The following is a 22,222-nucleotide window of genomic DNA, read 5'->3' on the forward strand; positions in this document are numbered from 1 at the left end:
CCCTGAACTGCGTCGTCCTCCGGGTGTACGGCATGCCCTGGCCCCGTGCGTTCGTATACTCAGTGTCATGTCGGAGACGGTCGACGTGTTCTCCGCGCTGGCCAACCCCACGCGGCGCGAACTGCTGCGCCTGCTGCTGGACGGCCCACGCCCGGTGCAGGAGCTGGCCGACCACTTCGACCTGCGCCGCCCCAGCGTCTCCGAGCACCTGAGGGTGCTCAAGGACGCGGGCCTGGTCGGCGAGCAGCGCGAGGGCCGTCAGCGCTACTACCGGTTGCGGGCCGCCCCGCTGCGGGAGGTCTCCGACTGGCTCACCCCGTACGAGCAGTTCTGGCGCGGACGGCTGTCGGCCTTCGGCGAGTTGCTCGACGAGCGGGAGTCCTGACCCGGTGGCCGCCCCCGACCGCCGCGCGATCCGCGCCGACCAGTTCCTGGCCCACCGGCCCGAGGTGGTCTGGCAGGCGCTGATCGACCCCGAGCTGATGGCCCGCTGGCTGATGCCCAACGACTTCAAGCCGGTGGTCGGCCACCTGTTCAGCTTCCGCCGCCCGCCGATCCCCGCCGTGGACTTCGACGGGGACTGCCAGTGCGAGGTGCTGGAGATCCGGCCGGGGCAGCTGCTGCGGATCAGCTGGAACCGCGCAAAGAGCGAGCAGACCGTGACCTGGTGGCTGGAGCCGGAGGGCAGGGGCACCCGGTTGTTCGTGGAGCACGCGGGCTTCGACCCGGACGACGAGCACGAGCAGCTGTCCCGGCGGATCATGGGCGGCCCCAGGGGCTGGAACGGGGTGCTGCGCAGGGTTGGCGAGGTGGCCGCGCCATGACCGGACCGGTCCGCCAGCAGGCGATGCGGGAGAACAACCTCGGCGTGGTGCTGCGCAGCATCGCCGAGCACGGCGCGGTCTCGCGCGCGGCCATCGCCGCCGCGACCGGCCTGACCAAGGCCACGGTGTCCAGCCTGGTGGACGAACTGGACCGGGCCGGTCTGGTCGCCGACGGCGGGGCCGTTGGCAACGTGGTCGGGCGGCCGGGCCAGGCGGTGCGGCTCAACCCGGACGGGCCGGTCGGCGTCGGGTTGGAGATCAACATCGACTACCTGGTGTGCTGCGTGGTCGACCTGGCCGGGCACCAGCGCCACCTGGAGGTCCGCCTGGCCGACAACCGGACGCGCCCGCACGGCGAGGTGCTGGACGAGGCGGCCGAACTGCTCGCGCAGGGCATGCGCGCGGCGGGCCGCCAACCGGTGGCCGGGTTGGTGGCCGCCGTGCCCGGACTGGTCACGGCCCAGCGGGGTGCGCTCGTGGCGGCGCCGAACCTGGACTGGCCCGAACTGGAGGTGGCCGAGGAGCTGACCCGCCGGATCGGCCGGAGCTCGCCTGTCGTGTCGGTGCAGAACGAGGCGAACCTGGCCGCGCTGGGCGAGTTCTGGTTCGGCGGCAAGCCCGAGCTGGCCGACTTCATCCACGTGTCCGGGGAGATCGGCATCGGCGCCGGGGTCGTGGTGGCGGGCGAGCTGTTCCGGGGACGGCACGGGTTCGCCGGGGAACTGGGGCACGTCATGGTGTCCGTGGACGGTGAGCGCTGCCGGTGCGGGGCACTGGGCTGCCTGGAGCAGGTCGCCGGCCAGGAGGCGATCCTGCGCGCGGCCGGGCTGCCCACCACGACCGGCACCAGCCTGGGCACGCCGGAGGGCCGCTGGCCCAGCTCGTCGAACTGGCCAGGGCGGGGCAGTCCGCGGCCGTCTCGGCGATCGAGCAGGCCGGGGCCGCGCTGGGCGTGGCCCTGGCGGGCATGGTCAACGTGCTGGACCCGGCCGCTGTCGTGCTGGGCGGCATGTTCGCCCAGTTGGCGCCCTGGCTGGCGGGGCCGGTCCGCGCCGAACTGGACCGGCGGGTGCTCGGCGCGCGCTGGACCGATCTGCGCGTGGAGGTGTCCCGGCTGGGGTGGGAGGCCGCTGTGCGCGGCGCCGCGGGCTCGGTGACCAGGGCGATCGTGCGCGACCCCGCCGAGTACCTGCGCGGCCGCACGGCCGATATCGTCGCGCCATGGCATTGCGGCTGAGCGTTCTCGGCGGTGGCGGGTTCCGCGTTCCCCTGGTGTACCAGGCACTGCTGGCCGACCACGGCCCCGACCGGGTGACCGAGGTCGTGCTGCACGACCTGGACGCCGACCGGCTGGCCGCCATCGGGCACGTGCTCGCCCAGCAGGCCGCCGGGGTCCCCGACGCGCCGGTGGTCAGCACGACCACCGACCTGGACCAGGCGCTGACCGGGGCCGACTTCGTGTTCTCCGCGATCCGGGTCGGCGGGCTGGCTGGTCGCGCCGCGGACGAGCGGATCGCGTTCGAGGAGGGCGTGCTCGGTCAGGAGACCGTGGGCGCGGGCGGGATCAGCTACGGACTGCGCACCGTGCCGGTCGCCGTGCACATCGCGCGGCGGGTCGCCGAACTCGCGCCGAACGCGTGGGTCATCAACTTCACCAACCCGGCCGGACTGGTCACCGAGGCGATGTCCGGGCACCTGGGCGGCCGGGTGATCGGCATCTGCGACTCGCCGGTCGGGCTGGGCCGCCGGGTCGTCCGCGCGCTGGGCGCCGACCCGGACCGCGCCCGGCTGGACTACGTGGGCCTCAACCACCTCGGTTGGCTGCGCGCCGTGCACGTGGACGGGGTGGACCTGTTGCCCCGGCTGCTGGCCGACCGCGACGCGCTGGAGTCCTTCGAGGAGGGCAAGCTGTTCGGCGTGGACTGGCTGCGGGTGCTGGGTTGCCTGCCCAACGAGTACCTGCACTACTACTACTTCGCCCGCGAGGCAGTGGCCGCCGGGCTCGGTGACGCGCCGACCCGCGGTGCTTTCCTTGAGCGCCAACAGGAAGGTTTCTACTCCGCCGTTCGGAGTGATCCCGGCTCGGCACTGCGCCGGTGGGAGGACACCCGGCTGGAACGCGAGGCCACGTACATGGCGGGCAACCGCGAGTCGGCTGGTGCCGGTGAGCGCGACGCCTGCGACCTGGACGGCGGCGGGTACGAGAAGATCGCGCTCGCGCTCATGCGGGCCATCGCCCAGGACCGCGGGACCACGCTGATCCTCAACGTGCGCAACGGGTCCGCGTTGCCGGGGCTGGACGCCGACGCGGTGGTGGAGCTGCCCTGCCTGGTCGGCGCGAACGGCGCGCAGCCGCTGGCCACGTCGCCGCTGCCGTTGCACGCCGCCTCGCTCGTCGGCGCGGTCAAGGCAGTGGACAGGGCCGTGCTGGCCGCCGCGAACACCGGTTCGCGCAAGCACGCGTTGAGCGCCTTCGCCTTGCACCCCTTGGTGGATTCGGTCAGCACCGCGCGGCGCCTGCTGGATCGATACCAGGTCGCGCATCCCGGGCTCGCATACCTGCGCTGAGTGGTTTTCCCTGTCCCCCATTCGGTTACAGTGGTGGGCAGGGGAGGTGGAGGGGCTGACTGTCAAGCGTGCGTACCACCAGCACTGCGGACTCGCCGCCGCGATGGACGTGCTGGGGGAGCGGTGGACCCTGTTGCTGGTGCGCGAACTGCTGCTCGGGCCGCGCCGCTACAGCGAACTGCTCGCCGATCTGCCGGGGCTGGGCACCAACCTGCTCGCGGATCGGCTGAGGTTCCTGGTGGCGCGGGGAGTTGTGCGGCAGTGCGGGGTCGGGTCGGCGCAGCGGTACGCCTACGAGTTGACCGACACGGGTCACGGGCTGCGGCCGGTGCTGCTGGAGCTGACCCGCTGGGGGCTGTTCCGCCCCGAACTGTCCACTGTGGACACGGTGCGGCCGAGGTGGGCGTTCCTGGCCGTGGAGGCGCTGGCCGCGGGCCGGCACGCCGAGGTGGACGAGGACTACGAGTTCCGCGTGGACGGGGAGGTCTTCCACCTGTCGGTGCGCGCGGGGCGGGCGCACGGCGGGCTCGGACCCGCCCAGCCCCCGTCCGTCGTGGCCACGACCGACGCCGGGACCCTGCTGGTGGTCTGCGCCCAGCCGACCGCCCTCACCGAGGCCACCCACGCCGGACGGCTCGAACTGACCGGTACCGACTCCGCCGTGCGACGCTGCACCGCCCTGCTCACCCCGTCCTGAGCCACCCCTGCGCCAGGCAGCGCGTGTCGGACGCTCCGGTGCCGCGTGTCGGCGCATCCCGCACGGCGTGTCGGCGCTTCTGGTACGGCGTGTCCGACGTCCCGGTACGGCGTGTCTGACGTCCCGGTACGGCGTGTCCCGCTCACCCGCCCGCGAGTCCCGCCCTCCGGGCCGCGAGTCCCGCTGTCTCGACCGCGAGTCCCGCTCACCGGCGCGTGAGTCCCGTTCTGCCGTGGCTGAACCCCGTCGTCGGGGCGGGTCGCGTGCCGGGTGACCATCGGCGCGGCGGCCCGTGCGAGCACGGAGAGCGGGACTCGCGGGCCTCAGAGCGGGACTCGGCCACTGGAGAGCGGGACTCGCGCGCCCCAGAGCGGGACTCGTGGGTGGGAATGGGTGTGGGATCCGCGGGGTGAGCATGCCCGCGGATCCCACGTGTCAGTTGACCGCTCAGGGGCACTTCTGCCAGGCGAAGTGGTAAGTGGTCGTAATACTTCCGTCGGTGGAGTCCATCGTCAGGAAGCTGGTCGTCTTCTTCGGGTCGGACGTGCCCGCGGATACCCGCAACTCCGTGTTGATGTTGAAGTTCCGCTCCTCGCCGCAGGGCGCCCAGACCAACTGTGCGACATCGGTGACATCCGTTGTCTGCCAGTCATCGTCGAATGCGCCGTTGAAGTTGTGGTTCGCGTACGCGGTGGGCGACTGCCCCTGGAAGTAGTAGTTGGCCCGCTCGATTCCGGTGGCACCCTTCTCCAGGTGGCCGAATCCGCGGTAGTCGGCCTGCGCGATGGCGTAGGTGAAGCCCGCGGGCACGTGCACCCGCAGGTTGAGCTGGCAGTTCTTGCGGAAGTCGGTCGGGCTCGCGCCCACGCCGACCTGCGCGGTGTATTTGCTGTAGGTCACGGTGAACGCCGTGTTGTCAGGGGCGACCGCGACAGCTGCGGTTCCGACCGGACAGCCCGAACCGTTGACCGTCGCGACATCGATGACAATCTTGTCAGGGGGTGGGGGAGTAGTCCACGAATATGGCGTGGAGATCGGGGTGGAGAGCATCGTCAGGGCCACACCGGTAGCGGCTATCGCATTAAGCATGGGTTTCCTTCCCGACACTTCACGATATGGTGAGGGAGGTGACCTACGGTAGCGTAAACCTCACTTTTCGACACCCACTGAACGGAGTAACGCCGTTCATTTCGGGAGGTTTGGATTCACAGAATTGAGTGTGATCGGGTCGGCGATCGGATGAGGGGATGAATGAGGTTAATGATTCACGGGGAACAGCGGCGCAGTGCGTCGATCAGTACTGCCGTGCTCAGCCCGTGCGCGGTGACCCCACCGGCCCCGGTCATCGTCTCCGCGGCGAGCAGGACGTTGAGGATCGCCTCCTCGGTGGCCCCCGCCGCGGCCTCGAACAGCGGGGACAGCGCCTGGTGCGGCAGGGTGCGCACGCTGATCGGCTGCTCGGCGGCGGTGACGTACTCCGGGGTGAGCCCCTCGTTGCCGGTGGCGAAGGCCAGCGCGATGTCCCCGCTGGAGTCCGCGCAGCCGCCGCCCACCCGTGCCAGCCCGACGAACGCCCGCTGCGCGAGCCTGCGGCACTGGTCGGCCAGCAGTGGCGCGTCGGTGGCCAGCACGATGATGATCGACCCGCTGCCCGGGGCCAGCGCCGCGCCCGGCAGCGGCACCACGTCCTCGCCCAGCAGCCTGCCCACCGGATAGCCGCAGACCCGCAGGTCCTCGCGGCGGCCGTAGTTGGCCTGCACCAGTGCGCCGACCGTCCACGGCCCGGCCAGCCGCGAGGCGGTGCCGATGCCGCCCTTGAAGCCGTGGCAGATCATGCCGGTGCCGCCGCCCACCGAGCCCTCGGCCACCGGGCCGGCCGCCGCCGCGCGCAGCGCCGCGTGCACGTGCTCCTCGCGGACGTGCATGCCGTTGATGTCGTTGAGCACCCCGTCGTAGGTCTCGGCGACGGCGGGCATGGACCAGTAGTCGGTGCGGGTGGCGTGCTCGGGGTCGTAGCGCACGAGCGCGTCGCGCACGGTGCCCACGCTGTGCGTGTTGGTGATCGCGATGGGAGTGGTCAGCAGACCGGACTCGCGCACCCACTCCAGCCCGGTGAACTCCCCGTTGCCGTTGAGCGTGGCGGCACCGGCGTACACCGGTGAGTCCCGCTCGTAACCGGGCCGCGGCTTGATCACCGTGACCCCGGTGCGCACCGGGCCCCGGCCGATCACCAGCGGACCGTGCCCGGAGACCAGCGTCGTGTGCCCCACTCGGACACCCGGCACGTCGGTGATGGCGTTGTCCGGACCGCACGGGTCCAGCGGCAGGTCCAGTCCCAGTTCGCGCAGCCGCACCCCGCTCACCCCCGGCCGATGAACGGCATCGCGGTGGCCATCACCGTCATGAACTGCACGTTCGCCGACAGCGGCAGCCCGGCCATGTAGAGCACCGCCTCGGACACCGCGGACAGGTCCATCGTGGGCTCGGTGGCGATCTGCCCGTTGGCCTGCGGCACGCCCACGCTGAACTTGGCGGCCATGTCCGTGGCGGCGTTGCCGATGTCCAACTGCCCGCAGGCGATGTCGTGCTCCCGGCCCTCCAGGGACAGGGTCTTGGTCAGTCCGGTGATCGCGTGCTTGCTCGCGGCGTAGGCCACCGTGAACGGGCGCGGCACGTAGGCCGACAGCGAGCCGTTGTTGATGATCCGCCCGCCGCGCGGGGACTGGTCGCGCATCACGCGGAACGCCTCGCGTGCGCAGAGAAACGAACCGGTCAGGTTGGTGTCGACCACCGCCGACCACTGCTCCAGGGACAGGTCGGCGACCGGTGCCGGGGTCCCGGAGGTGCCCGCGTTGTTGAACAACAGGTCCAGGCGGCCCCACTCGCCGGTGACCGCCGTGAACAATTCCCGCACCGACTGCTCGGCGGTGACATCGGTGGGCAGCACCAGGGTCGTGCCCTCGGCCAGCTCCGCGGTCTCCCGCAGCGCCTCGGCCCTGCGCCCCGCCAGCCCGACGTGGTAACCCGCTCCGGCGAGCGCGGCGGCCGCGGCCCTGCCGATGCCCGAGCCCGCCCCCGTCACGATCGCGATCTTCGGCCTCATCGCGCAAACCTATCCCAACCTGCGTGAAGTCCACTGTGGACACCGGGACGCACATGACTAGGATGACCTGCGGTACGCCTACCACCTGTAGCCGGGACTGCTGGCTAGAGTGTAAATCCATAGTGGGTATGGCGGCCCGGGGCGCACACGAGGAGTAATCGGTCATCGACGCGGGGCAACTGATCGCCGGGCACTACCGGCTGATCGAACGTGTGGGCAGCGGAGCCATGGGCATCGTCTGGTCGGCCAGGGACGAGCGGCTGGAGCGCGTGGTCGCCATCAAGCAGCTCGTGTTGCAGCCGGGACTGTCCGAGCAGGAGACCGACGAGGCGCGCCGCCGCGCCATGCGCGAGGCCCGCATCGCCGCCCGCCTGCAGCACCCCAACGCCGTCTCCGTGTTCGACGTGGCCCAGCACCAGGGCGAGCCCTGCCTGGTGATGGAGTTCATGCCCTCGCGCAGCCTGTCCTCGGTGCTGGCCGAGCGGGGCACGCTGCCGCCCGAGGAGGCCGCCGACATCTGCGCGCAGGTCGCCTCGGCGCTGGCCGTTGCGCACGCCGCGGGCATCGTGCACCGCGACATCAAACCGGGCAACATCCTGCTCGGCGAGACCGGCACCGCCAAGATCACCGACTTCGGCATCTCCCGTGCCGTGGGCGATGTGACGGTCACCCAGACCGGCATCTCCGCGGGCACCCCGGCCTACCTGGCCCCCGAGGTCGCCAGGGGCCAGGACCCCAGCCCGTCCGCGGACGTGTTCTCGCTGGGCGCCACCCTGTACAACGCGGTGGAGGGCCGCCCGCCGTTCGGCACCAGCCAGAACCCCCTGGCCCTGCTGCACGCCGTGGCCACCGGCGAGGTGCCCCCGCCCAAGCAGGCCGGTCCGCTGACCGAACTGCTGATGGCCCTGGTGCACGCCGATCCCACGCAGCGGCCCAGCATGAGCGCCGCCGCCGAGGCACTGACCCTGGCCAGTGACGGCAAGAAGCCGAGCTGGACCCCGGCGCCGCCCACGGCCGTGCTGGCCGAGCCGCCCACCGCCACCGGCCTGCTGGACAGCCCGGCCAACGTGGAGCCCGCCGCCCCGCCGCGCGACCGCCGCCCGCTGCTGATCGGTGTCGGCGTGCTGGTGGTCGTGCTGCTGGTCGGCACGATCGTGGCGTTCGCGCTGATCAACCCGCCGAACACGCCCACCCCCGGTCCGACGACGAGCGGCACCTCCCAGCCCGCGCCGAACACCGCGCCGAACAACCCGGCCGCCACGACCACGACCACCCAGGCGCAGCCGCCCACCTCCTCGGCGCCCACCTCGACCACGACCACGCCGCCGACGAGCACGACCACCACGCCGCCGACCTCGGTCACCAACGACCAGTCCGGTGGCCCGATCGACTTCGCCACGGCCGGTCAGTTCGTGATCGACTACTACAGCCAGGGCGTGGCCGGGTTCTGGTCGAAGCTGTCCGGCAACGTGCAGCAGCAGTTCGGCAGCGAGCAGGCCTTCCGCGACTACTGGGGCCAGTTCTCCCAGGTGTACTCGAACAACGCGCAGGGCGTCACCGCCAACCCGGACGGCTCGGTGAACGTGCCGGTGGACGTGACCTACTTCGACAAGGGCAACCCGCCCAAGCAGAACGGGCAGCACAAGACGATCAACGTGATCCGCTCCGGTGGGCAGCTGCTGATCAACTCCGACGGGCGCTGAGCGGCACACCGCTCGCGCACAGCGGGCAGTCCGCGGGCTGCCACAGGGAGTTGGCCAGCTCCTCCAGTGCCACCAGCGGCACACCCTGCTCGGTGGCCAGCGCCGCGGCCGAGTCGCCGAGCACCAGCAGCGCGCCGACGGCCACCGGCCGCGCCCCGCACACCGCCAGGTCGGCGAGGGTCTTGCGGACCGCCGACCCGGCGTTGCACACGTCGTCCACGACGGCGACCCGCGCGTCGCGCAGGCCAGCCCGCAGCGCCTCCGGCACCCGGTAGACGGCCCCCGTGTGGCGCTCCGCGTGGCAGAAGTCCACGTCCAGTTCGGCGGCCACCAACTGGGCCAGGAAGCCACCGCCGGTCAGCGGCCCGCAGACCACCCGCGGCCGGTGCGGCGCCAACCGGGCGGCCAGCTCGGCGACCTGTGGCCGCAGCCGGGACGCCCGCAGGAACAGGCGGTCCAGGTCCAGCCACAGGTCCCCGTGGTGCCCGGACTCCAGTTCGAAGTGCCCTCGCTCGGCACTGATCAACTCGTGCACGCGGACCACACTGCCACGCCGTGTGTCGTAGCGTTTCCGACCATGAACGACTTCCTGCTCGACGTGGCAGGCACCGTCACCCTCGCGCTGACCGCGTGGCTGATGGCAGGAGCGGTCAGCAGGCTGCTCGGCATGACCTTCGGGCTGACCCGGCGACTGGCGGCCGGGCTGCTGGCGGTGTTCACCTTCACGCCGATCGTGCGCAGCTTCGCCGGGGGTATGTCCACCGCGAACGACAGCTTCACCCCGTTCTGGTTCATGCTGCTGGGCATCGCCTCCAGCATGCTGGTGGCGATGGTGTGCCTGGTGCTGGCCGAGGTGCTGGTGCCGACCGGCTCCCTGCCGCACCCGGTGGACTTCGTGCGCGGCCTGCGCGGCCGGATCGCCAGGGGCAAGCGGTACTCCCGCATCCTGCGCATCGCGGTCCGGCACGGGCTGAGCCCCTACCTGTCCGGCCGCCGCCGCGACCCGCTGGCGGCCGCGTCCACCCGCACCCGGCTGGCGGGTTCGCTGGCCAGGGCACTGGACGAGGCCGGGGTCACCTTCGTCAAGCTCGGCCAGGTGCTGTCCACCCGGCGCGACCTGCTGCCGGCGGAGTTCGTGGAGCAGCTGAGCAGGCTGCGCGACCGGGCCGCACCGGCACGGTGGGAGGAGGTCGAGCGCGTGCTCACCGAGGAGCTGGGCGCGCCGCCGGCCGAGGTGTTCGCCGAGTTCGACCACGTGCCGCTGGCCGCGGCCTCGGTGGCCCAGGTGCACGCCGCCGTGCTGCGCTCGGGCGAGCGGGTGGTGGTCAAGGTCCAGCGCCCCGGCATCGCCGAGGTGGTGGACCGGGACCTGGACATCGTGGCGCGGCTGGCAAGGCGGCTGGAGACCGGCACCCGCTGGGGCGCCACGATGGGCGTGCGGGAACTGGCCGACGGGTTCGCCGAGGCCATTCGCGAGGAGCTGGACTTCCACGTGGAGACGGCGAACATGGCGGCGGTGGCGGCGGCCACGGCGGGCCGGGACACCGGGGTGCGCTACCCGGTGCCGCACGAGCGGCTGTGCGGGCGGCGCGTGCTGGTCATGCAGCGGCTGGACGGGGTGCCGCTCAGCGCCGCCGGTCCGGTCATCGCCGAGCGCGGGCTGGACCCGGCCGAGCTGGCCAGGACCCTGCTGGACACCCTGCTGCGCCAGATCATGATCGACGGGGTGTTCCACGCCGACCCGCACCCCGGCAACGTGCTGCTGCTCGACGGCGGCGGCCTTGGCATGCTCGACTTCGGCTCGGTCGGCAGGCTGGACGACGGGCTGCGCGAGGCCTTGCAGCGGCTGCTGCTGGCCATGGACAAGGGCGACAGCACGGCCTGCACCGACGCGCTGCTGGAGGTCGTGCAGCGCCCCGACGAGATCGACGAGGAACGCCTGGAACGGGCGCTGGGCCAGTTCCTGGCCAGGCACATGGGCCCGGCCACCAGCCTCGGGCTGCGCATGTTCACCGACCTGTTCCGCATCGTGGCCGACTTCGGGCTGGCCATCCCGCCCGAGGTGGCCGCCGTGTTCCGCGCGCTGGCCACGCTGGAGGGCGGCCTTGCCGAGCTGGCCCCCGGCTTCGACCTGGTCACCGAGGCGCGGGCGGCGGCGAGCCGGTACGTGGGGGAGCGGTTGGACGCCGACGCGCTGCGCCGCACCACCGGCGAGGAGTTGCTCACACTGCTGCCGATGCTGCGTCGACTGCCGCGCCGGATCGACCGGATCGCGGGCGCGCTGGAGCACGGCAGGCTGGGGCTCAACGTGCGGCTGTTCGCCGACCAGCGCGACCGTGAGCACGTCACCGGCCTGCTGCACCAGGCCCTGCTCACGGTGCTGGGCGCCACCGCGGGCATCATGGCGGTGCTGCTGCTGGGCACCGGCGGAGGGCCGGGCGTCACCGCTGGGGTCAGCCTGTTCCAGCTGATCGGCTACAACCTTCTAGTAATCAGCGCAGTTCTCGTGCTGCGGGTTCTGGTGCTCATCTTCCGGCGCGCCAGGTAGCGTGATCACATGTCCGTTGGCTCCTTGCTCGCCACGAGTGACCTGCACATCTCGTACGACCAGAACCGCGCGATCACCGAGACGATCCGCCCGACCAGCGACGAGGACTGGCTGATCGTGGCCGGGGACGTCGCCGAGTCGGTCGACCGGATCAGCTGGGCGCTGGAACTGCTCAGCAAGCGGTTCGCCAAGGTGATCTGGGCGCCGGGCAACCACGAGCTGTGGACCACCAAGCACGACAGCGTGCAGCTGCGCGGCCAGGCCCGGTACGAGCACCTGGTGCGGGTGTGCCGCGAGCTGGGTGTGTCCACCCCGGAGGACGAGTTCCCGATCTGGCGCACCGAGGAGGAGGAGTTCGTCGTCGCACCGCTGTTCGTGCTGTACGACTACAGCTTCCGCGAGCCGGGCGCCACGCTCGAGGCCACCATGAAGTACGCCTACGAGACGGGCATCGTCTGCACCGACGAGCTGGTGCTGCACCCCGACCCGCACCCGACCAGGCAGGCCTGGTGCCACGAGCGGGTGGAGATCACCAGGAAGCGGCTGGACGCCATCCCCGAACACCTGCGCACCGTGCTGGTCTCGCACTGGCCGCTGCACCGGGGGCCGACGACCATGCTGCGCTGGCCGCACTTCGCCATGTGGTGCGGCACCGAGCTGACCGCCGACTGGCACCTGCGCTACCGGGCAGCCGCCGCCGTGTACGGGCACCTGCACATCCCGCTGACCCTGGAGTACGACGGGGTGCGGTTCGAGGAGGTGTCGCTGGGCTACCCGCGCGAGTGGAGCAAGCGCACCGACAAGCCGTACCCGGTGCGCAGCATCCTGCCCGCCGACCCGACCCGCGTGCCGTGGAACCGCAGGGACGAGGCGCGCGCATGATCGAGGACGTGCTGCCGGGCCAGGTCGTGTCCTGCGACGTGCTCGGCGAGGACCCGGACGCCCGGCTGCTGCCCGAGGAGGAGCCGGAGGTCGCCAAGGCGGTGGACAAGCGGGTCCGCGAGTTCACCATCGCGCGGACCTGCGCCCGCAGGGCCCTGGGCAAGCTGGGCTTTCCCGAGGTGCCGATCCTGCGCGGGCACAAGCGCCAGCCGCTGTGGCCGGAGGGCATCGTCGGCGCCATCACGCACACCAAGGGCTACTGCGCGGCGGCCGTCGCGCGGAGCCGGGAGGTGCTGACCGTGGGCATCGACGCCGAGGTGCACGACACCCTGCCCGAGGGCGTGCTGGACGTGGTGACGATCGAGCCGGAACGCGAGTGGCTGGCCGGTGCGCCGGACACGGGCGTGCACTGGGACCGGTTGCTGTTCAGCGCCAAGGAAAGCGTCTACAAGGCGTGGTTCCCGCTGACGGGCCTGTGGCTGGGCTTCACCGACGCGCACCTGACCTTCGACCCCGCCGCGCAGACCTTCCACGCCACCCTGCTGGTCGATCCGCCCGAGGTGGCGGGCAGGCCGCTGACCGGGTTCGACGGCCGCTACCTGGTCCGCGAGGGACTCGTCCTCACCGCGATAGCCGTCCCCGCGTAAAACGGCGCGTGTCGGCGCTTCCGGTGCCGCGTGTCGGACGTTCCGGTCCGGGCTCCCACCAGCTGGGAAACCGCCCGCCGAACGCCAACACGCCGCACCGGGCCGTCCGACACGCGCTATGGGAACGTCCGACACGCGCCGGTGAGGCGTTACTCAGCGGGCGCCCAGCCGGGTGGCCGCCTCGGCCACGGCAGCGCGCAGCTCGTCCAGTGCTGCCTCGGCGATCTGCGCGCTGTAGCGCGGGGTGGGCATGGACACCGACAGGCCGACCACGGTGCGCCCCGTCCAGTCCCGCACCGGCATGGCCAGGCAGCGCAGGCCGATCGTGAACTCCTCGCCGTCCACGCCGTAACCGCGCTCGCGGGTCAGCGCCAGTTCGGTGAGCAGGCCGTCCACGGTGGTGATGGTGTGCTCGGTGAGCCGTTCCAGCGGTACACCGGTCAGCCGCCGACGCGCCTCGGCCGGGTCCAGTCCGGCCAGCAGCACCTTGCCCACGGCGCTGGCGTGCGCGGACAGCCGCGCGCCGACGTTGGAGGTCAGCTTCACCGGGTGCGGGGACTCCACGATGTCCAGGTACACCGCGTTGGTGCCGTCCAGGATCGCCAGCTGCACGGTCTCGGTGGTGGCCGCGCACAGCTTCTCCATCACCGGGCGCAGGGCGTGCCGCAGGTGCTCCACCTCGGTGCAGTGCTGGGCCAGCTGCCAGATCCTGATGCCCAGCCGGAACTCCTTCTGCCCGCGTTCCAGGTACCCGCGGGCGCACATGGTGTTGAGCAGGTTGTGCGTCGAGGACTTGGGCAGGGCCAGTGCCGCGCTGATGTCGGTGAACGACAGCGGTCCGCGGTCGGCCAACAGGTCGAACACGGCCAGGACCCGGTCGGCGGACTTGACCACGCCGGGCTGTTCAGACACAGGAACTCCTTAGTCCGAGTGGGTGGTTCGACCTGGTCTGAGGTAACGGGCCAGTTCCCGTCAGAGAATTCTAGTTCATCAGCTGGAACTACCCAAGGAGCTCGCCCGATGGCGAAGGTGGCCTTCATCGGCGCCGGTGGCGCCCCGCTGACCCGCGCGCTGCTGGCCGACCTGCTCGGCCAGCCCGAACTCGCCGACCTCACCCTCGCCCTGCACGACCCGGATCACGAGCGGCTGGAGACCGTGGAGGCCCTGGCCAGGTGGACCGCCGCGCAGGCGGGCGTCACACCGAAGATCACCGCGCACACCGACCAGCGGCCCGCGCTGGACGGGGCCGACTACGTGGTCAACACCACCGAGGTCGGCGGGCACGAGGCGGCGGCGCTGGACTACCGGCTGCCCGCCTCCTACGGGGTGCGCCAGACCCACGCCGACACGCTCGGTGTCGGCGGCGTCTTCCGCGCGCTGCGGGCGATCCCGGTGATCCGGGAGCTGACCGAGGACATGGCACAGCTGTGCCCGGACGCGTGGCTGCTCAACCACGCGGCTCCGCTGCCGATGCTGACCTGGGCGGTGTCGGTGCTCAGCCCGCACACCAAGGTGATCGGCCTGAGCCGTGCCGTGCCGGACACGGTCGACCGGCTGGCCCGGCTGGCCGGGGTGCCCGCCGACCAGGTGGGCTTCCTGGCCGCGGGCGCGGGCGGCCAGTCCTTCGTGCTGCGGCTGGAACACGCCGGGACCGACCTGCACCCCAGGCTGGACGAGGCACTGGCCCGAAGTCCCGAACTCGCCCACAGCGTGCGCGTGGAGATGTACCGGCGGCTGGGGCACTTCCCGACCGCCGACAGCCAGCGCAGCGCCGAGTACGTGCCCTGGTTCCTGCACGACGACGAGGCGATCCGCACGTTCCGGCTGCGTCCCGGTGCGGCGCTGGTCGCCGCGGAGCGCGAGCTGGCCGACTACCGGCAGACCCGCAGCGTGCTGTTCGGCGGCGAGGTCGTGCCGTTACCCGCGCAGCAGAACCCAGGCGCGCCAACGGAGTTCGCCACCCGCTTCGTGCATGCTATGCAGACTGGGCGGCCGCGCGCCCTGTACGGGCTCGTGCGCAACACCGGCCTCATCGGCAACCTGCCGGAGGACGCCTGCGTGGAGGTGCCGTGCCTGGTGGACGGTTCCGGGGCGCACCCGATGCCGGTCGGCGGGGTGCCGCCGCAGCTGGCCGCGCTGAACCGAGCCGTGCTCAGCGTGTGCGAGCTGACCGTGCTCGCCGCCGTCGAGGGGCGGCGCGACCACGTGCACCACGCCCTGCTCGCCGACCCGAACACCGCCGCGACGCTCTCGCCCCGGGACATCCACCGGCTCTGTGACGCCATGATCTCCGCGCACGGGGCGCTCATGCCCGACTGGGTGCGGGCGCCCGGCTGGCTGTGCTGATCACTGCCGCCAGCTGCCGCCGGCCGGGCGCTTGTCCTGGCGGGCCACCTCGGCCGTGGACTGCTCGAACTTGGCCAGCAGCCGGATCAGCTCCCTGACCTCCGCCACGTCCCAGTCGGCCACGAACCGCTCGAATCGGGACAGGCCGATCTCGGTCAGCCGTTCCGCCTCCGCCCGGCCCGCCTCTGTCAGGCTGATGAAGCAGGACCGCCGGTCCTCGGGGTTCCCGGCCAGCTCCACGTGCCCGGCCTCCTCCAGCGCGCGCACCTGCCTGGTCACCGAGGACTGGTGCACGCCAAGCGCCACCGCCAGCTCCGAGGGCCGCACCCGCCCCGCCTGCCCGACCAGTTGCAGCACGCGCAGGTTCGCCGCGTTGGGGTTCTTCCTGGTCGCGTTGTCCAGCCGCCAGTTCACCGTGAAGAGGGCGACGACCAGTTCCTGCACGTCCGCACGGCCCGCTGACATGGCGCCAGCCTACAAATGGTTGCTCGCGGCAAGCAAGCAGCCCGCGCGCGGGGTGCCATGAAAGTGCCGTTGCTGGCGTCCAGTGCCAGCAACGGCACTTTCATGGCACATCAGTCCCACTCCCAGCGGATGCCGTGCACCCCGGGGTGGGCGTCCAGCGCCACGGTGTGCACGGAGTGGCTGCCGCCCAGGGGCAGGGTGGTCTCCACACGGTGTGCGGCGGCCTCGCCGGAGCTCTCGTAGCCGTAGCAACGACGTGGCACCGCGTCGCGGTGGAACCGCACCTGAAGCACCAGGTCCCGCGCCGGCGTGCGCAGGCCGTGCTGGTGGTAGCCGGTGGTCGGCGCGCTGCCGAGGTAGCCGAGCTCGTACTCGAAGACGTACAGGTCGCCCGCGGTCAGCCGCCTGCCGAACTCCAGCTCCACCGCGATCAGGCCGTGCGAGCCGTGCCTGCGCACCAGCCCCGGGCGGCAGCCGCTGGTCGCGGTGACCACCGGCCAGTGTGCGGGATCGCGCGAGGCGAAGAAGCACACCCAGCGGTCGGCGCCCTCGGCCTGGCCGCGCACCACGCAGCGTACGTGCACCGACTCCTCGCCGCGGGTCGGGCCGACCAGCGCGGTGTTGTGCAGGGACATCACCGACAGTCGGCCGTTGGCGTCCAGGTCGATGTCGGTGAACTCGGGCAGTCCGAGCGCGGTGTCCAGGCGCACCGCGGGCGCCCAGCCCGTGCCGCGCTGGTGGGGGAGCAGCCTGCTCAGCACGCCGCGTGGCAGCCCGAGCACCTCCTCCAGCGCGTGCACGGTGGCCAGGGAACGCTCGCCCTCGGGGCTGCGCAGCCCGCGCCGCCAATAGCTCAGGCTCGCCTGGCTCACCTGCACCCCGTGCATCGCCAGCCTTCGCCGGATTCCGTCCAGGCTCAGTTCCCGGTGCTGGATCGCCAGGTCCAGTGCCAGGTGGAACGGGCCGCTGAGCAGTGCGTCAACAAGTGGCCCCCCGGCACCGAACCGGTCGGCAGGGGTCCGTTGTCCGGGAATCGTCGTCACGATCGGTGTCGCTCCTGGGGGCCGCGGTCCAGTCGGCTAGGAGGACGATTTTGGCGCTCAACCCCGGATCCGTTGCTCCTCTTCGGACGGTTAACTCTTAACACGAGCTGACCACGGGAGGGTTGACAACCCCCGTACGGCTGCTGAACCGGACTCCGGGAACGCGGCTGTGCGCTGCCGCGAGCTCGCCTTGCGCACGGGTCACGCCCGGATCAGGCGTGCGGTGATTTCACGGCCGGTCACCGCGGAAAGGGGTCAGGGGGGTGACCTCCTGGCAGTGCGGGACCGGCGGGAACAACCTGGTGCACGGGGGCCGGGACCTCCCGGCCCCCGTGCACACCCTGGGCTTTCACAACGAACGCGAATTCGTGGAAAGTCGCCCACCACAAGTCGGCGAGGATGTGCTACTCAGCCGCCGTGCGCTGCCTGGAAACGCGAGACCAGATCGGACGGGATGCGCCCGCGATCCGAGATCTTCTCACCTTGACTGCGTGCCCATTCGCGGATCGCCTGGTTCTGGGCCTTGTCCCCGACGGCGCGGCCGTTGCGGGCAGTCGTCGGCCGCTGCTTGCGCCCGCCGACCCGACGCGCCTTGTCCACGTAGGGCGAGAGGGAATCACGCAGCCTCTTGGCGTTGTCCTCGGAGAGGTCGATCGCGTACTCGACACCGTCGATGCCGAATGCCACGCTCTCACTCGCGACGCCGCCGTCCAGATCGTCAACCAGTTCGACGATCGTCTTCTGTGCCATGGTTGCTCCACTTGCCCTGCGTATGATTGTCGAAGCCGATTCCCACCGTATCGCACGATACGGTCCGGTGTGGGTGGGTGCGCGTGAAATACCTCGGATAGGTGCACACTCGCTTGGCGTCAATGTGACATTGGTGGACACCGATATTGCTCCGCGGTGCGCTGTCAACTATCTTGGTATACCAGATACCAGAGAGAGGGGCGGGCATGATCGAGGACGTCAGACGGGCTCTGCGGTCGGTCGTGATGATCACCGTTACGCCGTTTGCCGAGGACGGGCAGGTCGATGAACCCGCCTACCGCGAGGTGCTCGCCAGGGCCCTGGACGCTGGTGTGCCCGTGGTCACACCCAACGGCAACACGAGCGAGTTCTACTCCCTGGACGCCCAGGAGTGCGCTCGCGCGCTGGAGCTGACCGTGCGGGAGGCGCACGGCCGCGCCCTGGTGATCGCCGGGGTCGGCCACGAGGTGCGGGCGGCGGCGCGGGCCGCGGTCGCCGCGGCGCAGGCGGGTGCCGACGGGGTGATGGTCCACCAGCCGGTGCACCCGTTCCTGTCCGCGCAGGGCTGGGTGGACTACCACCGGGCCATCGCCGAGGCCGCCCCCGACCTGCCGCTGGTCTGCTACCTGCGCAGCCCGCACGTGCCCGTCTCGGCGCTGGCCCGGCTCGCCGAGGTCGCGCCCAACTTCGTCGGCGTCAAGTACGCCGTGCCCGACCCGCTCGCCCTGGGCGAGGCCGTGTCCGCGATCGGCACGGAGCGGCTCACCTGGGTCTGCGGGCTGGCCGAGTCCTGGGCGCCGTTCTTCTGGGCGGCCGGGGCGCGAGGCTTCACCTCGGGCCTGGCCAACGTGCTGCCCGAGCTGTCACTGCGGCTGTGGCGGCTGCTGGAAGCGGGCGAGTCCGCGCGGGCGATGGAGCTGTGGCACCGGCTCAAGCCGTTCGAGGACCTGCGCGCGGTGCGGGGCAGCGCGGACAACGTGTCGGTGGTCAAGGAGGCGTTGGCCCAGCTGGGACTGTGCCGCCGTGCGGTGCGCCCGCCGATCAGCGAGCTGGACGAGCCGGGGCGTCAGCGGGTCGCGGGCGTGCTCGGCGCGGTGACCGCGGCGGCGGCCCGCTGACCGGACCGCTCGATGTGCTCGCGGGTCAGGGCGGCGGCCGTGGCCGCGTCGCCGCCCTCCACCGCGTCCAGGATGCGCTCGTGCTCCTCGAACTCGGTCCGCCAACTGGGCTGGGACCAGACCAGGCTCACCGCGGCCAGCGCGCTCAGGTCGCGCACCCCGTCCAGGGTCGCCGACACGAACGGGTTGCCGCAGCCGGTGTAGAGCGCACGGTGGAACTCCCGGTTGACCAGGCTCAGCTCGGCGTGGTCCGGGTCGGCGAGCAACCCGCGCGCGGTCTCCAGCGCGCGCCTGGCCCGTACCGCGGGGCCCGGGTCCTGACCGCCAGCGGTGGTCGACACCGCCCACGGCTCCAGCAGCAGCCGCACGTCGTAGACCTGGCGCAGGGCCTGCGCGTCCAGCTCGCGCACGGTGGAGCCGCGGGTGGGCGTGAGCACCACCAGCCCGGAGGCCGCCAGCGAGATCAGCGCCTCGCGGACCGGGGTCTTGGACACGCCGAGCTGGTCGGCCAGCCGCCGCTCCACCAGCGTGTCGCCCGGCCGCAGGTGCCCGGACAGGATCGCCGCGCGGATCGCGTCGGCGACCTCCTCCGAGCGGGTCGCGGCCGGACCCAGCGGCGTCAGGCTCGGCACCGGCTCAGAAGCGCAGCAGCCGCTTGCGGCGGTTGGCCATCTGCTGCACCGCGCGCCGCCGCTCGTTGCGCAGCTGGCTGATCGCCGGGACGTCGATCGGCGCCAGCGGGGAGCCCACCGCCCAGGTCAGCATCAGGTCCGCGAACGCCGGGTTGCGCGCCAGCACCGGGCCGTGCATGTAGGTGCCCAGCACGTGGCCCTGGTACGCCCCGTCGTGCCCCTCGCCGTTGCCGGTGCCGTACACCACCCGGGACAGCGGCCTGGCCGAGGCGCCCAGCTGGGTGTGGCCCTGGTGGTTCTCGAACCCGGTCATCGGGTCGGCGAACAGCTCCTTGTCCGGCAGGGTCAGCAGCTCGCCCACCGCGCGGGTGCTGGAGCCCGGCGTGGTGCGCACGTCCAGCAGGCCCAGCCCGCCGTGCGTGACCCCGTCCGAGCCGGTGAAGTCCTCGCCGAGGATCTGCAGGCCCGCGCACACCGCCATGACCACGGCCCCGTTCGCGGCGGCCTGCTGCATGCCGGGGTGCTCGGTCAGGTGGCTCACCGCGAGGGTCTGCGCGCGGTCCTCGCCGCCGCCGAGCAGGTAGATGTCCAGCGAGTTGGGCACCGGATCGCCGACACCCAGCTGCACGACCTCGCCCCGGATCCCGCGCCACTCCAGCCGCTTGAGCAGCACCGTGGCGTTGCCGGAGTCACCGTAGGTGCCCAGCACGTCGGGCAGGACGAGTCCGATGCGGACGACAGAATCATGCACCATTGCTCAACCCCGACTTCAGGTCACGGAAGGCCGTGTAGTTCGCGACCAGCTCCACCGAACCGGGGTCCACCCCGTCGATCGCCTGGTACGGGTCCGGTACGTGGGTGTGCTGCACCCCGGCGTAGGTCAACCGCACGGCCAGGTCGGCCGAGCGCTCCCCGGTCGCGAGCACCTGGCGGCCCGCCAGCTGCTCGAAGGGGATGTCCCACAGCCAGGACAGGTCGCGCCCGTCGGCCTCCCGGCCGTTCACCGCGATGATGATCGGGCGGCTGGTGTCCTCGCGCAGCAGCGGCAGGGTTTCCGCCCAGCCCGCCGGGTTCTTCGCCAGCAGGATGCGCACGATCCGGCCGTTGCGGCTGACCGTGGTGTAGCGCCCGCCGACCCCGGTGATGGTGCGGATCCGGTCCAGCGCGGGCTTGAGCGGCACGGACAGGTGCGTGGCGGCGGCCAGTGCCAGCGTGGCGTCGGCCTCGTTCGCGCTGCCCGGCAGGCGCAGCGCCAGCTCGAAGCACTCCCCGGACGGGGTAGTCATCAGGCCCTCGCGCACCGCCCAGGTCGGGGTGGGGCGGCGGAACCCGCAGTCGCAGTACCAGTCGGTCACGGTGCCGTCGGTGACACAGACGTGCACGCGCATGCCGCAGCGCGGGCAGGAGGTGGAGTCACCGCGCCAGTTGCCGCCCGCACTGACCCAGATCACGCTGTCGGCCTCGGTGGCGGCGGAGGTCACCAGCACGTCGTCGCAGTTGGCCACCACGGTGGTGTCGCGCAGCCGGGCGATGGCGGTGCGCAGGTTGCGCTCGGTGTGCCGCACCTCGCCGACCCGGTCCATCTGGTCCCGGCTCAGGTTCAGCAGCACGATCACCGCGGGCTGCACGGCGTCGGAGATCTTCGGCAGGTAGTTCTCGTCGATCTCCAGCACGGCCAGCGGCGCGGCCTGGTCGGTGGACAGCGCCGCCACCAGCCCGTCGGGCATGTTGGCGCCGCTGTGGTTGGTGGCCACCGGCTGCAACACGCTCATCGCCCGCGCCAGCATCATCGTGGTGGTGGTCTTGCCGTTGGTGCCGGTCACCAGCGCCACCGTGCGGTCGCGGCACAGCCGCCCCAGCGCGTTGGGGTCCAGCGCCAGGGTCACCCGGCCGCCGATGATGCCACCGCCGCCACCGGCCACCTTGGACAGTTTCGCCGCCAGGTTGCCCGCGACCACTGCCGCCGCGGTCCTGGCGGGCAGATCCCCACCCTGTGCTGTCGACACCTCGTCCACCCCGGTGCTCGCGCGATCCATCAGCCACCTATCGTCCACACGCACTGACTCGGCCATCAGGTTACCGAAACCCCCGACCACCACCGCCCAGCACCGCGTGTCGGCGCTTCCGGCACCGCGTGTTCGCGCCTCCGGTGCCGCGTGTTCGCGCTTCCGGTACGCAATCCCGCCTGCTGGGACACCGCGCGCCGAACGCAGACATGCCGTACACGAAGCGCCGACACGCCGTACACGAAGCGCCGACACGCGCGGGGGCTTGGTGAGTCCCGGGCTCAGGTGCGGGTGGTGGTCATCCACTGGCGCATGGCGTGTTCCACCAGCGTGATCAGTGTCTGCTTGGTCGACTCCCGGTTGCGCGCGTCGCACGTGACCATCGGCACCGCGGCGTCGATCGTCAGCGCCTCGCGCACGTCGTCGATGCGGTGGTGCAGCATCCCGTCGAAGCAGTTGACCGCCACCACGTAGGGCAGTCGGCGGTCCTCGAAGAAGTCGATCGAGGCGAAGGCATCGGCCAGCCGCCGCGTGTCCACCAGCACGACCGCACCGATCGCGCCGCGGACCAGGTCGTCCCACATGAACCAGAACCGGTGCTGTCCGGGCGTGCCGAACAGGTACAGGATCAGGTCGCTGTCCAGGGACACGCGGCCGAAGTCCATCGCGACCGTGGTGGTGACCTTGTTCGGCGTCGCCGACAGGTCGTCGACGCCGAGGCTGGCCTCGGTCATGACCGCCTCCGTCGTCAACGGAACGATCTCCGACACCGAACCCACGAACGTCGTCTTGCCCACGCCGAACCCACCGGCCACCACGATCTTGGCGGACGTGGTCGGCTGCCTGGTCGCCATCGACCGGCCCTGTGCGGAATTCACTCGCTCCAGCCC

General features: G+C 71.7%; 23 protein-coding genes and 1 pseudogene. 12 read left to right on the forward strand and 12 right to left on the reverse strand.

The genetic code is table 11. From position 1 onward, the window contains the following. The first annotated feature begins 67 nt into the window (after positions 1-67). The 6 genes and pseudogenes from KALB_RS17395 to KALB_RS17415 all read left to right on the forward strand — a co-directional run bounded on the left by KALB_RS17395 (position 68) and on the right by KALB_RS17415 (position 4,089). Positions 68-385 carry an ArsR/SmtB family transcription factor gene (locus tag KALB_RS17395; RefSeq protein WP_025356994.1) on the forward strand — a complete coding sequence of 106 codons (318 nt, stop codon included), beginning with the start codon at positions 68-70 and terminating at the stop codon, positions 383-385. A 4-nt stretch (positions 386-389) separates the two neighbouring features. Further along, entirely contained in the window at positions 390-824 is a 435-nt protein-coding gene (locus KALB_RS17400; RefSeq protein ID WP_025356995.1) for an SRPBCC family protein, read from the forward strand. Positions 825-847: 23 nt separating this feature from the next. Beyond that, positions 848-1,588 (forward strand): annotated as a pseudogene (locus tag KALB_RS49840) (ROK family transcriptional regulator); the annotation flags it as partial. After that, positions 1,588-2,061 (forward strand): ROK family protein, encoded by a 474-nt coding sequence (locus KALB_RS49845; protein WP_268872272.1) that lies wholly within the window; start codon positions 1,588-1,590, stop codon positions 2,059-2,061. The pseudogene KALB_RS49840 and the gene KALB_RS49845, both read left to right, overlap by 1 nt. Beyond that, on the forward strand, positions 2,052-3,392 hold the full coding sequence (locus KALB_RS17410) for a 6-phospho-beta-glucosidase (RefSeq protein ID WP_025356996.1): 1,341 nt from the start codon (positions 2,052-2,054) through the stop codon (positions 3,390-3,392). The genes KALB_RS49845 and KALB_RS17410 overlap by 10 nt, the downstream gene beginning before the upstream one ends. A gap of 46 nt (positions 3,393-3,438) precedes the next feature. Continuing rightward, on the forward strand, positions 3,439-4,089 hold the full coding sequence (locus tag KALB_RS17415; RefSeq protein WP_030107865.1) for a winged helix-turn-helix transcriptional regulator: 651 nt from the start codon (positions 3,439-3,441) through the stop codon (positions 4,087-4,089). A 447-nt stretch (positions 4,090-4,536) separates the two neighbouring features. Here KALB_RS17415 and KALB_RS17420 read toward each other — a convergent pair whose 3' ends face one another. The 3 genes from KALB_RS17420 to KALB_RS17430 form a co-directional block, all read right to left on the reverse strand. After that, positions 4,537-5,178: a DUF4360 domain-containing protein gene (locus KALB_RS17420; RefSeq protein ID WP_025356998.1), complete on the reverse strand. Its 642-nt coding sequence runs from the start codon at positions 5,176-5,178 to the stop codon at positions 4,537-4,539. A gap of 176 nt (positions 5,179-5,354) precedes the next feature. Then, positions 5,355-6,443, reverse strand: a complete 1,089-nt coding sequence (locus tag KALB_RS17425) for a DmpA family aminopeptidase (protein WP_025356999.1) — start codon at positions 6,441-6,443, stop codon at positions 5,355-5,357. Positions 6,444-6,448: 5 nt separating this feature from the next. Then, entirely contained in the window at positions 6,449-7,192 is a 744-nt protein-coding gene (locus KALB_RS17430; protein WP_025357000.1) for an SDR family oxidoreductase, read from the reverse strand. Positions 7,193-7,419: 227 nt separating this feature from the next. On the opposite strand from KALB_RS17430, the gene KALB_RS17435 reads away from it, so the two are divergent. Beyond that, complete coding sequence (locus KALB_RS17435) at positions 7,420-8,895, forward strand: serine/threonine-protein kinase (protein ID WP_025357001.1); 1,476 nt, start codon at positions 7,420-7,422, stop codon at positions 8,893-8,895. Here KALB_RS17435 and KALB_RS17440 read toward each other — a convergent pair. Then, positions 8,876-9,430, reverse strand: coding sequence for an orotate phosphoribosyltransferase (locus tag KALB_RS17440; protein WP_148309497.1), 555 nt, complete (start codon positions 9,428-9,430; stop codon positions 8,876-8,878). The two genes, KALB_RS17435 and KALB_RS17440, sit on opposite strands and share 20 nt — an antisense overlap. A 42-nt stretch (positions 9,431-9,472) precedes the next feature. Between KALB_RS17440 and KALB_RS17445 the strand changes: the two genes are divergently transcribed. Genes KALB_RS17445 through KALB_RS17455 form a run of 3 tightly spaced genes read left to right on the forward strand, consistent with a single transcriptional unit; the run spans position 9,473 to position 12,972 of the window. Then, entirely contained in the window at positions 9,473-11,443 is a 1,971-nt protein-coding gene (locus tag KALB_RS17445) for an ABC1 kinase family protein (RefSeq protein WP_025357003.1), read from the forward strand. A gap of 9 nt (positions 11,444-11,452) precedes the next feature. Then, entirely contained in the window at positions 11,453-12,325 is an 873-nt protein-coding gene (locus KALB_RS17450; protein WP_025357004.1) for a metallophosphoesterase family protein, read from the forward strand. Then, on the forward strand, positions 12,322-12,972 hold the full coding sequence (locus tag KALB_RS17455; RefSeq protein ID WP_025357005.1) for a 4'-phosphopantetheinyl transferase family protein: 651 nt from the start codon (positions 12,322-12,324) through the stop codon (positions 12,970-12,972). The genes KALB_RS17450 and KALB_RS17455 overlap by 4 nt, the downstream gene beginning before the upstream one ends. A 153-nt stretch (positions 12,973-13,125) precedes the next feature. Here the strand turns inward: KALB_RS17455 and KALB_RS17460 are convergent, their stop codons facing one another. Next, positions 13,126-13,884: an IclR family transcriptional regulator gene (locus KALB_RS17460; protein ID WP_025357006.1), complete on the reverse strand. Its 759-nt coding sequence runs from the start codon at positions 13,882-13,884 to the stop codon at positions 13,126-13,128. A gap of 108 nt (positions 13,885-13,992) precedes the next feature. Here KALB_RS17460 and KALB_RS17465 point away from each other — a divergent pair, with 108 nt between their 5' ends. Then, positions 13,993-15,318, forward strand: coding sequence for a family 4 glycosyl hydrolase (locus tag KALB_RS17465; RefSeq protein WP_025357007.1), 1,326 nt, complete (start codon positions 13,993-13,995; stop codon positions 15,316-15,318). On the opposite strand, the gene KALB_RS43975 is transcribed toward KALB_RS17465, so the two are convergent. From KALB_RS43975 to KALB_RS17480, 3 genes are all read right to left on the reverse strand, one after another. Next, a complete protein-coding gene (locus KALB_RS43975; RefSeq protein WP_081789371.1) occupies positions 15,319-15,783 on the reverse strand; it encodes a MarR family winged helix-turn-helix transcriptional regulator in 465 nt (154 codons plus the stop codon). It lies immediately after the preceding gene. A gap of 110 nt (positions 15,784-15,893) precedes the next feature. Continuing rightward, positions 15,894-16,826, reverse strand: a complete 933-nt coding sequence (locus KALB_RS17475; RefSeq protein WP_025357009.1) for a hypothetical protein — start codon at positions 16,824-16,826, stop codon at positions 15,894-15,896. Positions 16,827-17,234: 408 nt separating this feature from the next. Further along, positions 17,235-17,576, reverse strand: a complete 342-nt coding sequence (locus KALB_RS17480) for a histone-like nucleoid-structuring protein Lsr2 (RefSeq protein WP_025357010.1) — start codon at positions 17,574-17,576, stop codon at positions 17,235-17,237. A gap of 206 nt (positions 17,577-17,782) precedes the next feature. On the opposite strand from KALB_RS17480, the gene KALB_RS17485 reads away from it, so the two are divergent. Next, a complete protein-coding gene (locus KALB_RS17485; protein WP_025357011.1) occupies positions 17,783-18,694 on the forward strand; it encodes a dihydrodipicolinate synthase family protein in 912 nt (303 codons plus the stop codon). Here KALB_RS17485 and KALB_RS17490 read toward each other — a convergent pair. The 4 genes from KALB_RS17490 to KALB_RS17505 form a co-directional block, all read right to left on the reverse strand. Beyond that, positions 18,643-19,326, reverse strand: a complete 684-nt coding sequence (locus KALB_RS17490) for a GntR family transcriptional regulator (protein WP_025357012.1) — start codon at positions 19,324-19,326, stop codon at positions 18,643-18,645. The genes KALB_RS17485 and KALB_RS17490 overlap by 52 nt on opposite strands. A gap of 4 nt (positions 19,327-19,330) precedes the next feature. Continuing rightward, complete coding sequence (locus KALB_RS17495) at positions 19,331-20,077, reverse strand: type 1 glutamine amidotransferase (protein WP_025357013.1); 747 nt, start codon at positions 20,075-20,077, stop codon at positions 19,331-19,333. Then, on the reverse strand, positions 20,070-21,362 hold the full coding sequence (locus KALB_RS17500; RefSeq protein ID WP_148309498.1) for a DUF1727 domain-containing protein: 1,293 nt from the start codon (positions 21,360-21,362) through the stop codon (positions 20,070-20,072). Before KALB_RS17500 ends, KALB_RS17495 begins: the two co-directional genes overlap by 8 nt. A gap of 251 nt (positions 21,363-21,613) precedes the next feature. Next, the gene (locus KALB_RS17505) at positions 21,614-22,186 is read right to left on the reverse strand and encodes a GTP-binding protein (protein WP_042220476.1); all 573 of its coding nucleotides are present in this window, start codon (positions 22,184-22,186) and stop codon (positions 21,614-21,616) included. Between the last annotated feature and the right edge of the window lie 36 nt (positions 22,187-22,222).

This window comes from Kutzneria viridogrisea DSM 43870 (assembly GCF_000525635.1).
Taxonomy (GTDB): Bacteria; Actinomycetota; Actinomycetes; order Mycobacteriales; family Pseudonocardiaceae; genus Kutzneria; species Kutzneria viridogrisea.

Excerpts from the sequence above, each read along its gene's own strand:
- KALB_RS17395 (WP_025356994.1), top strand. The coding sequence starts at position 68 with ATGTCGGAGACGGTCGACGTGTTCTCCGCGCTGGCCAACCCCACGCGG.
- KALB_RS17420 (WP_025356998.1), bottom strand. The coding sequence starts at position 5,178 with ATGCTTAATGCGATAGCCGCTACCGGTGTGGCCCTGACGATGCTCTCC.
- KALB_RS17430 (WP_025357000.1), bottom strand. The coding sequence starts at position 7,192 with ATGAGGCCGAAGATCGCGATCGTGACGGGGGCGGGCTCGGGCATCGGC.
- KALB_RS17435 (WP_025357001.1), top strand. The coding sequence starts at position 7,420 with ATGGGCATCGTCTGGTCGGCCAGGGACGAGCGGCTGGAGCGCGTGGTC.
- KALB_RS17445 (WP_025357003.1), top strand. The coding sequence starts at position 9,473 with ATGAACGACTTCCTGCTCGACGTGGCAGGCACCGTCACCCTCGCGCTG.
- KALB_RS17450 (WP_025357004.1), top strand. The coding sequence starts at position 11,453 with ATGTCCGTTGGCTCCTTGCTCGCCACGAGTGACCTGCACATCTCGTAC.
- KALB_RS17455 (WP_025357005.1), top strand. The coding sequence starts at position 12,322 with ATGATCGAGGACGTGCTGCCGGGCCAGGTCGTGTCCTGCGACGTGCTC.
- KALB_RS17465 (WP_025357007.1), top strand. The coding sequence starts at position 13,993 with ATGGCGAAGGTGGCCTTCATCGGCGCCGGTGGCGCCCCGCTGACCCGC.
- KALB_RS43975 (WP_081789371.1), bottom strand. The coding sequence starts at position 15,783 with ATGTCAGCGGGCCGTGCGGACGTGCAGGAACTGGTCGTCGCCCTCTTC.
- KALB_RS17480 (WP_025357010.1), bottom strand. The coding sequence starts at position 17,576 with ATGGCACAGAAGACGATCGTCGAACTGGTTGACGATCTGGACGGCGGC.
- KALB_RS17485 (WP_025357011.1), top strand. The coding sequence starts at position 17,783 with ATGATCGAGGACGTCAGACGGGCTCTGCGGTCGGTCGTGATGATCACC.
- KALB_RS17500 (WP_148309498.1), bottom strand. The coding sequence starts at position 21,362 with ATGGATCGCGCGAGCACCGGGGTGGACGAGGTGTCGACAGCACAGGGT.
- KALB_RS17505 (WP_042220476.1), bottom strand. The coding sequence starts at position 22,186 with ATGGCGACCAGGCAGCCGACCACGTCCGCCAAGATCGTGGTGGCCGGT.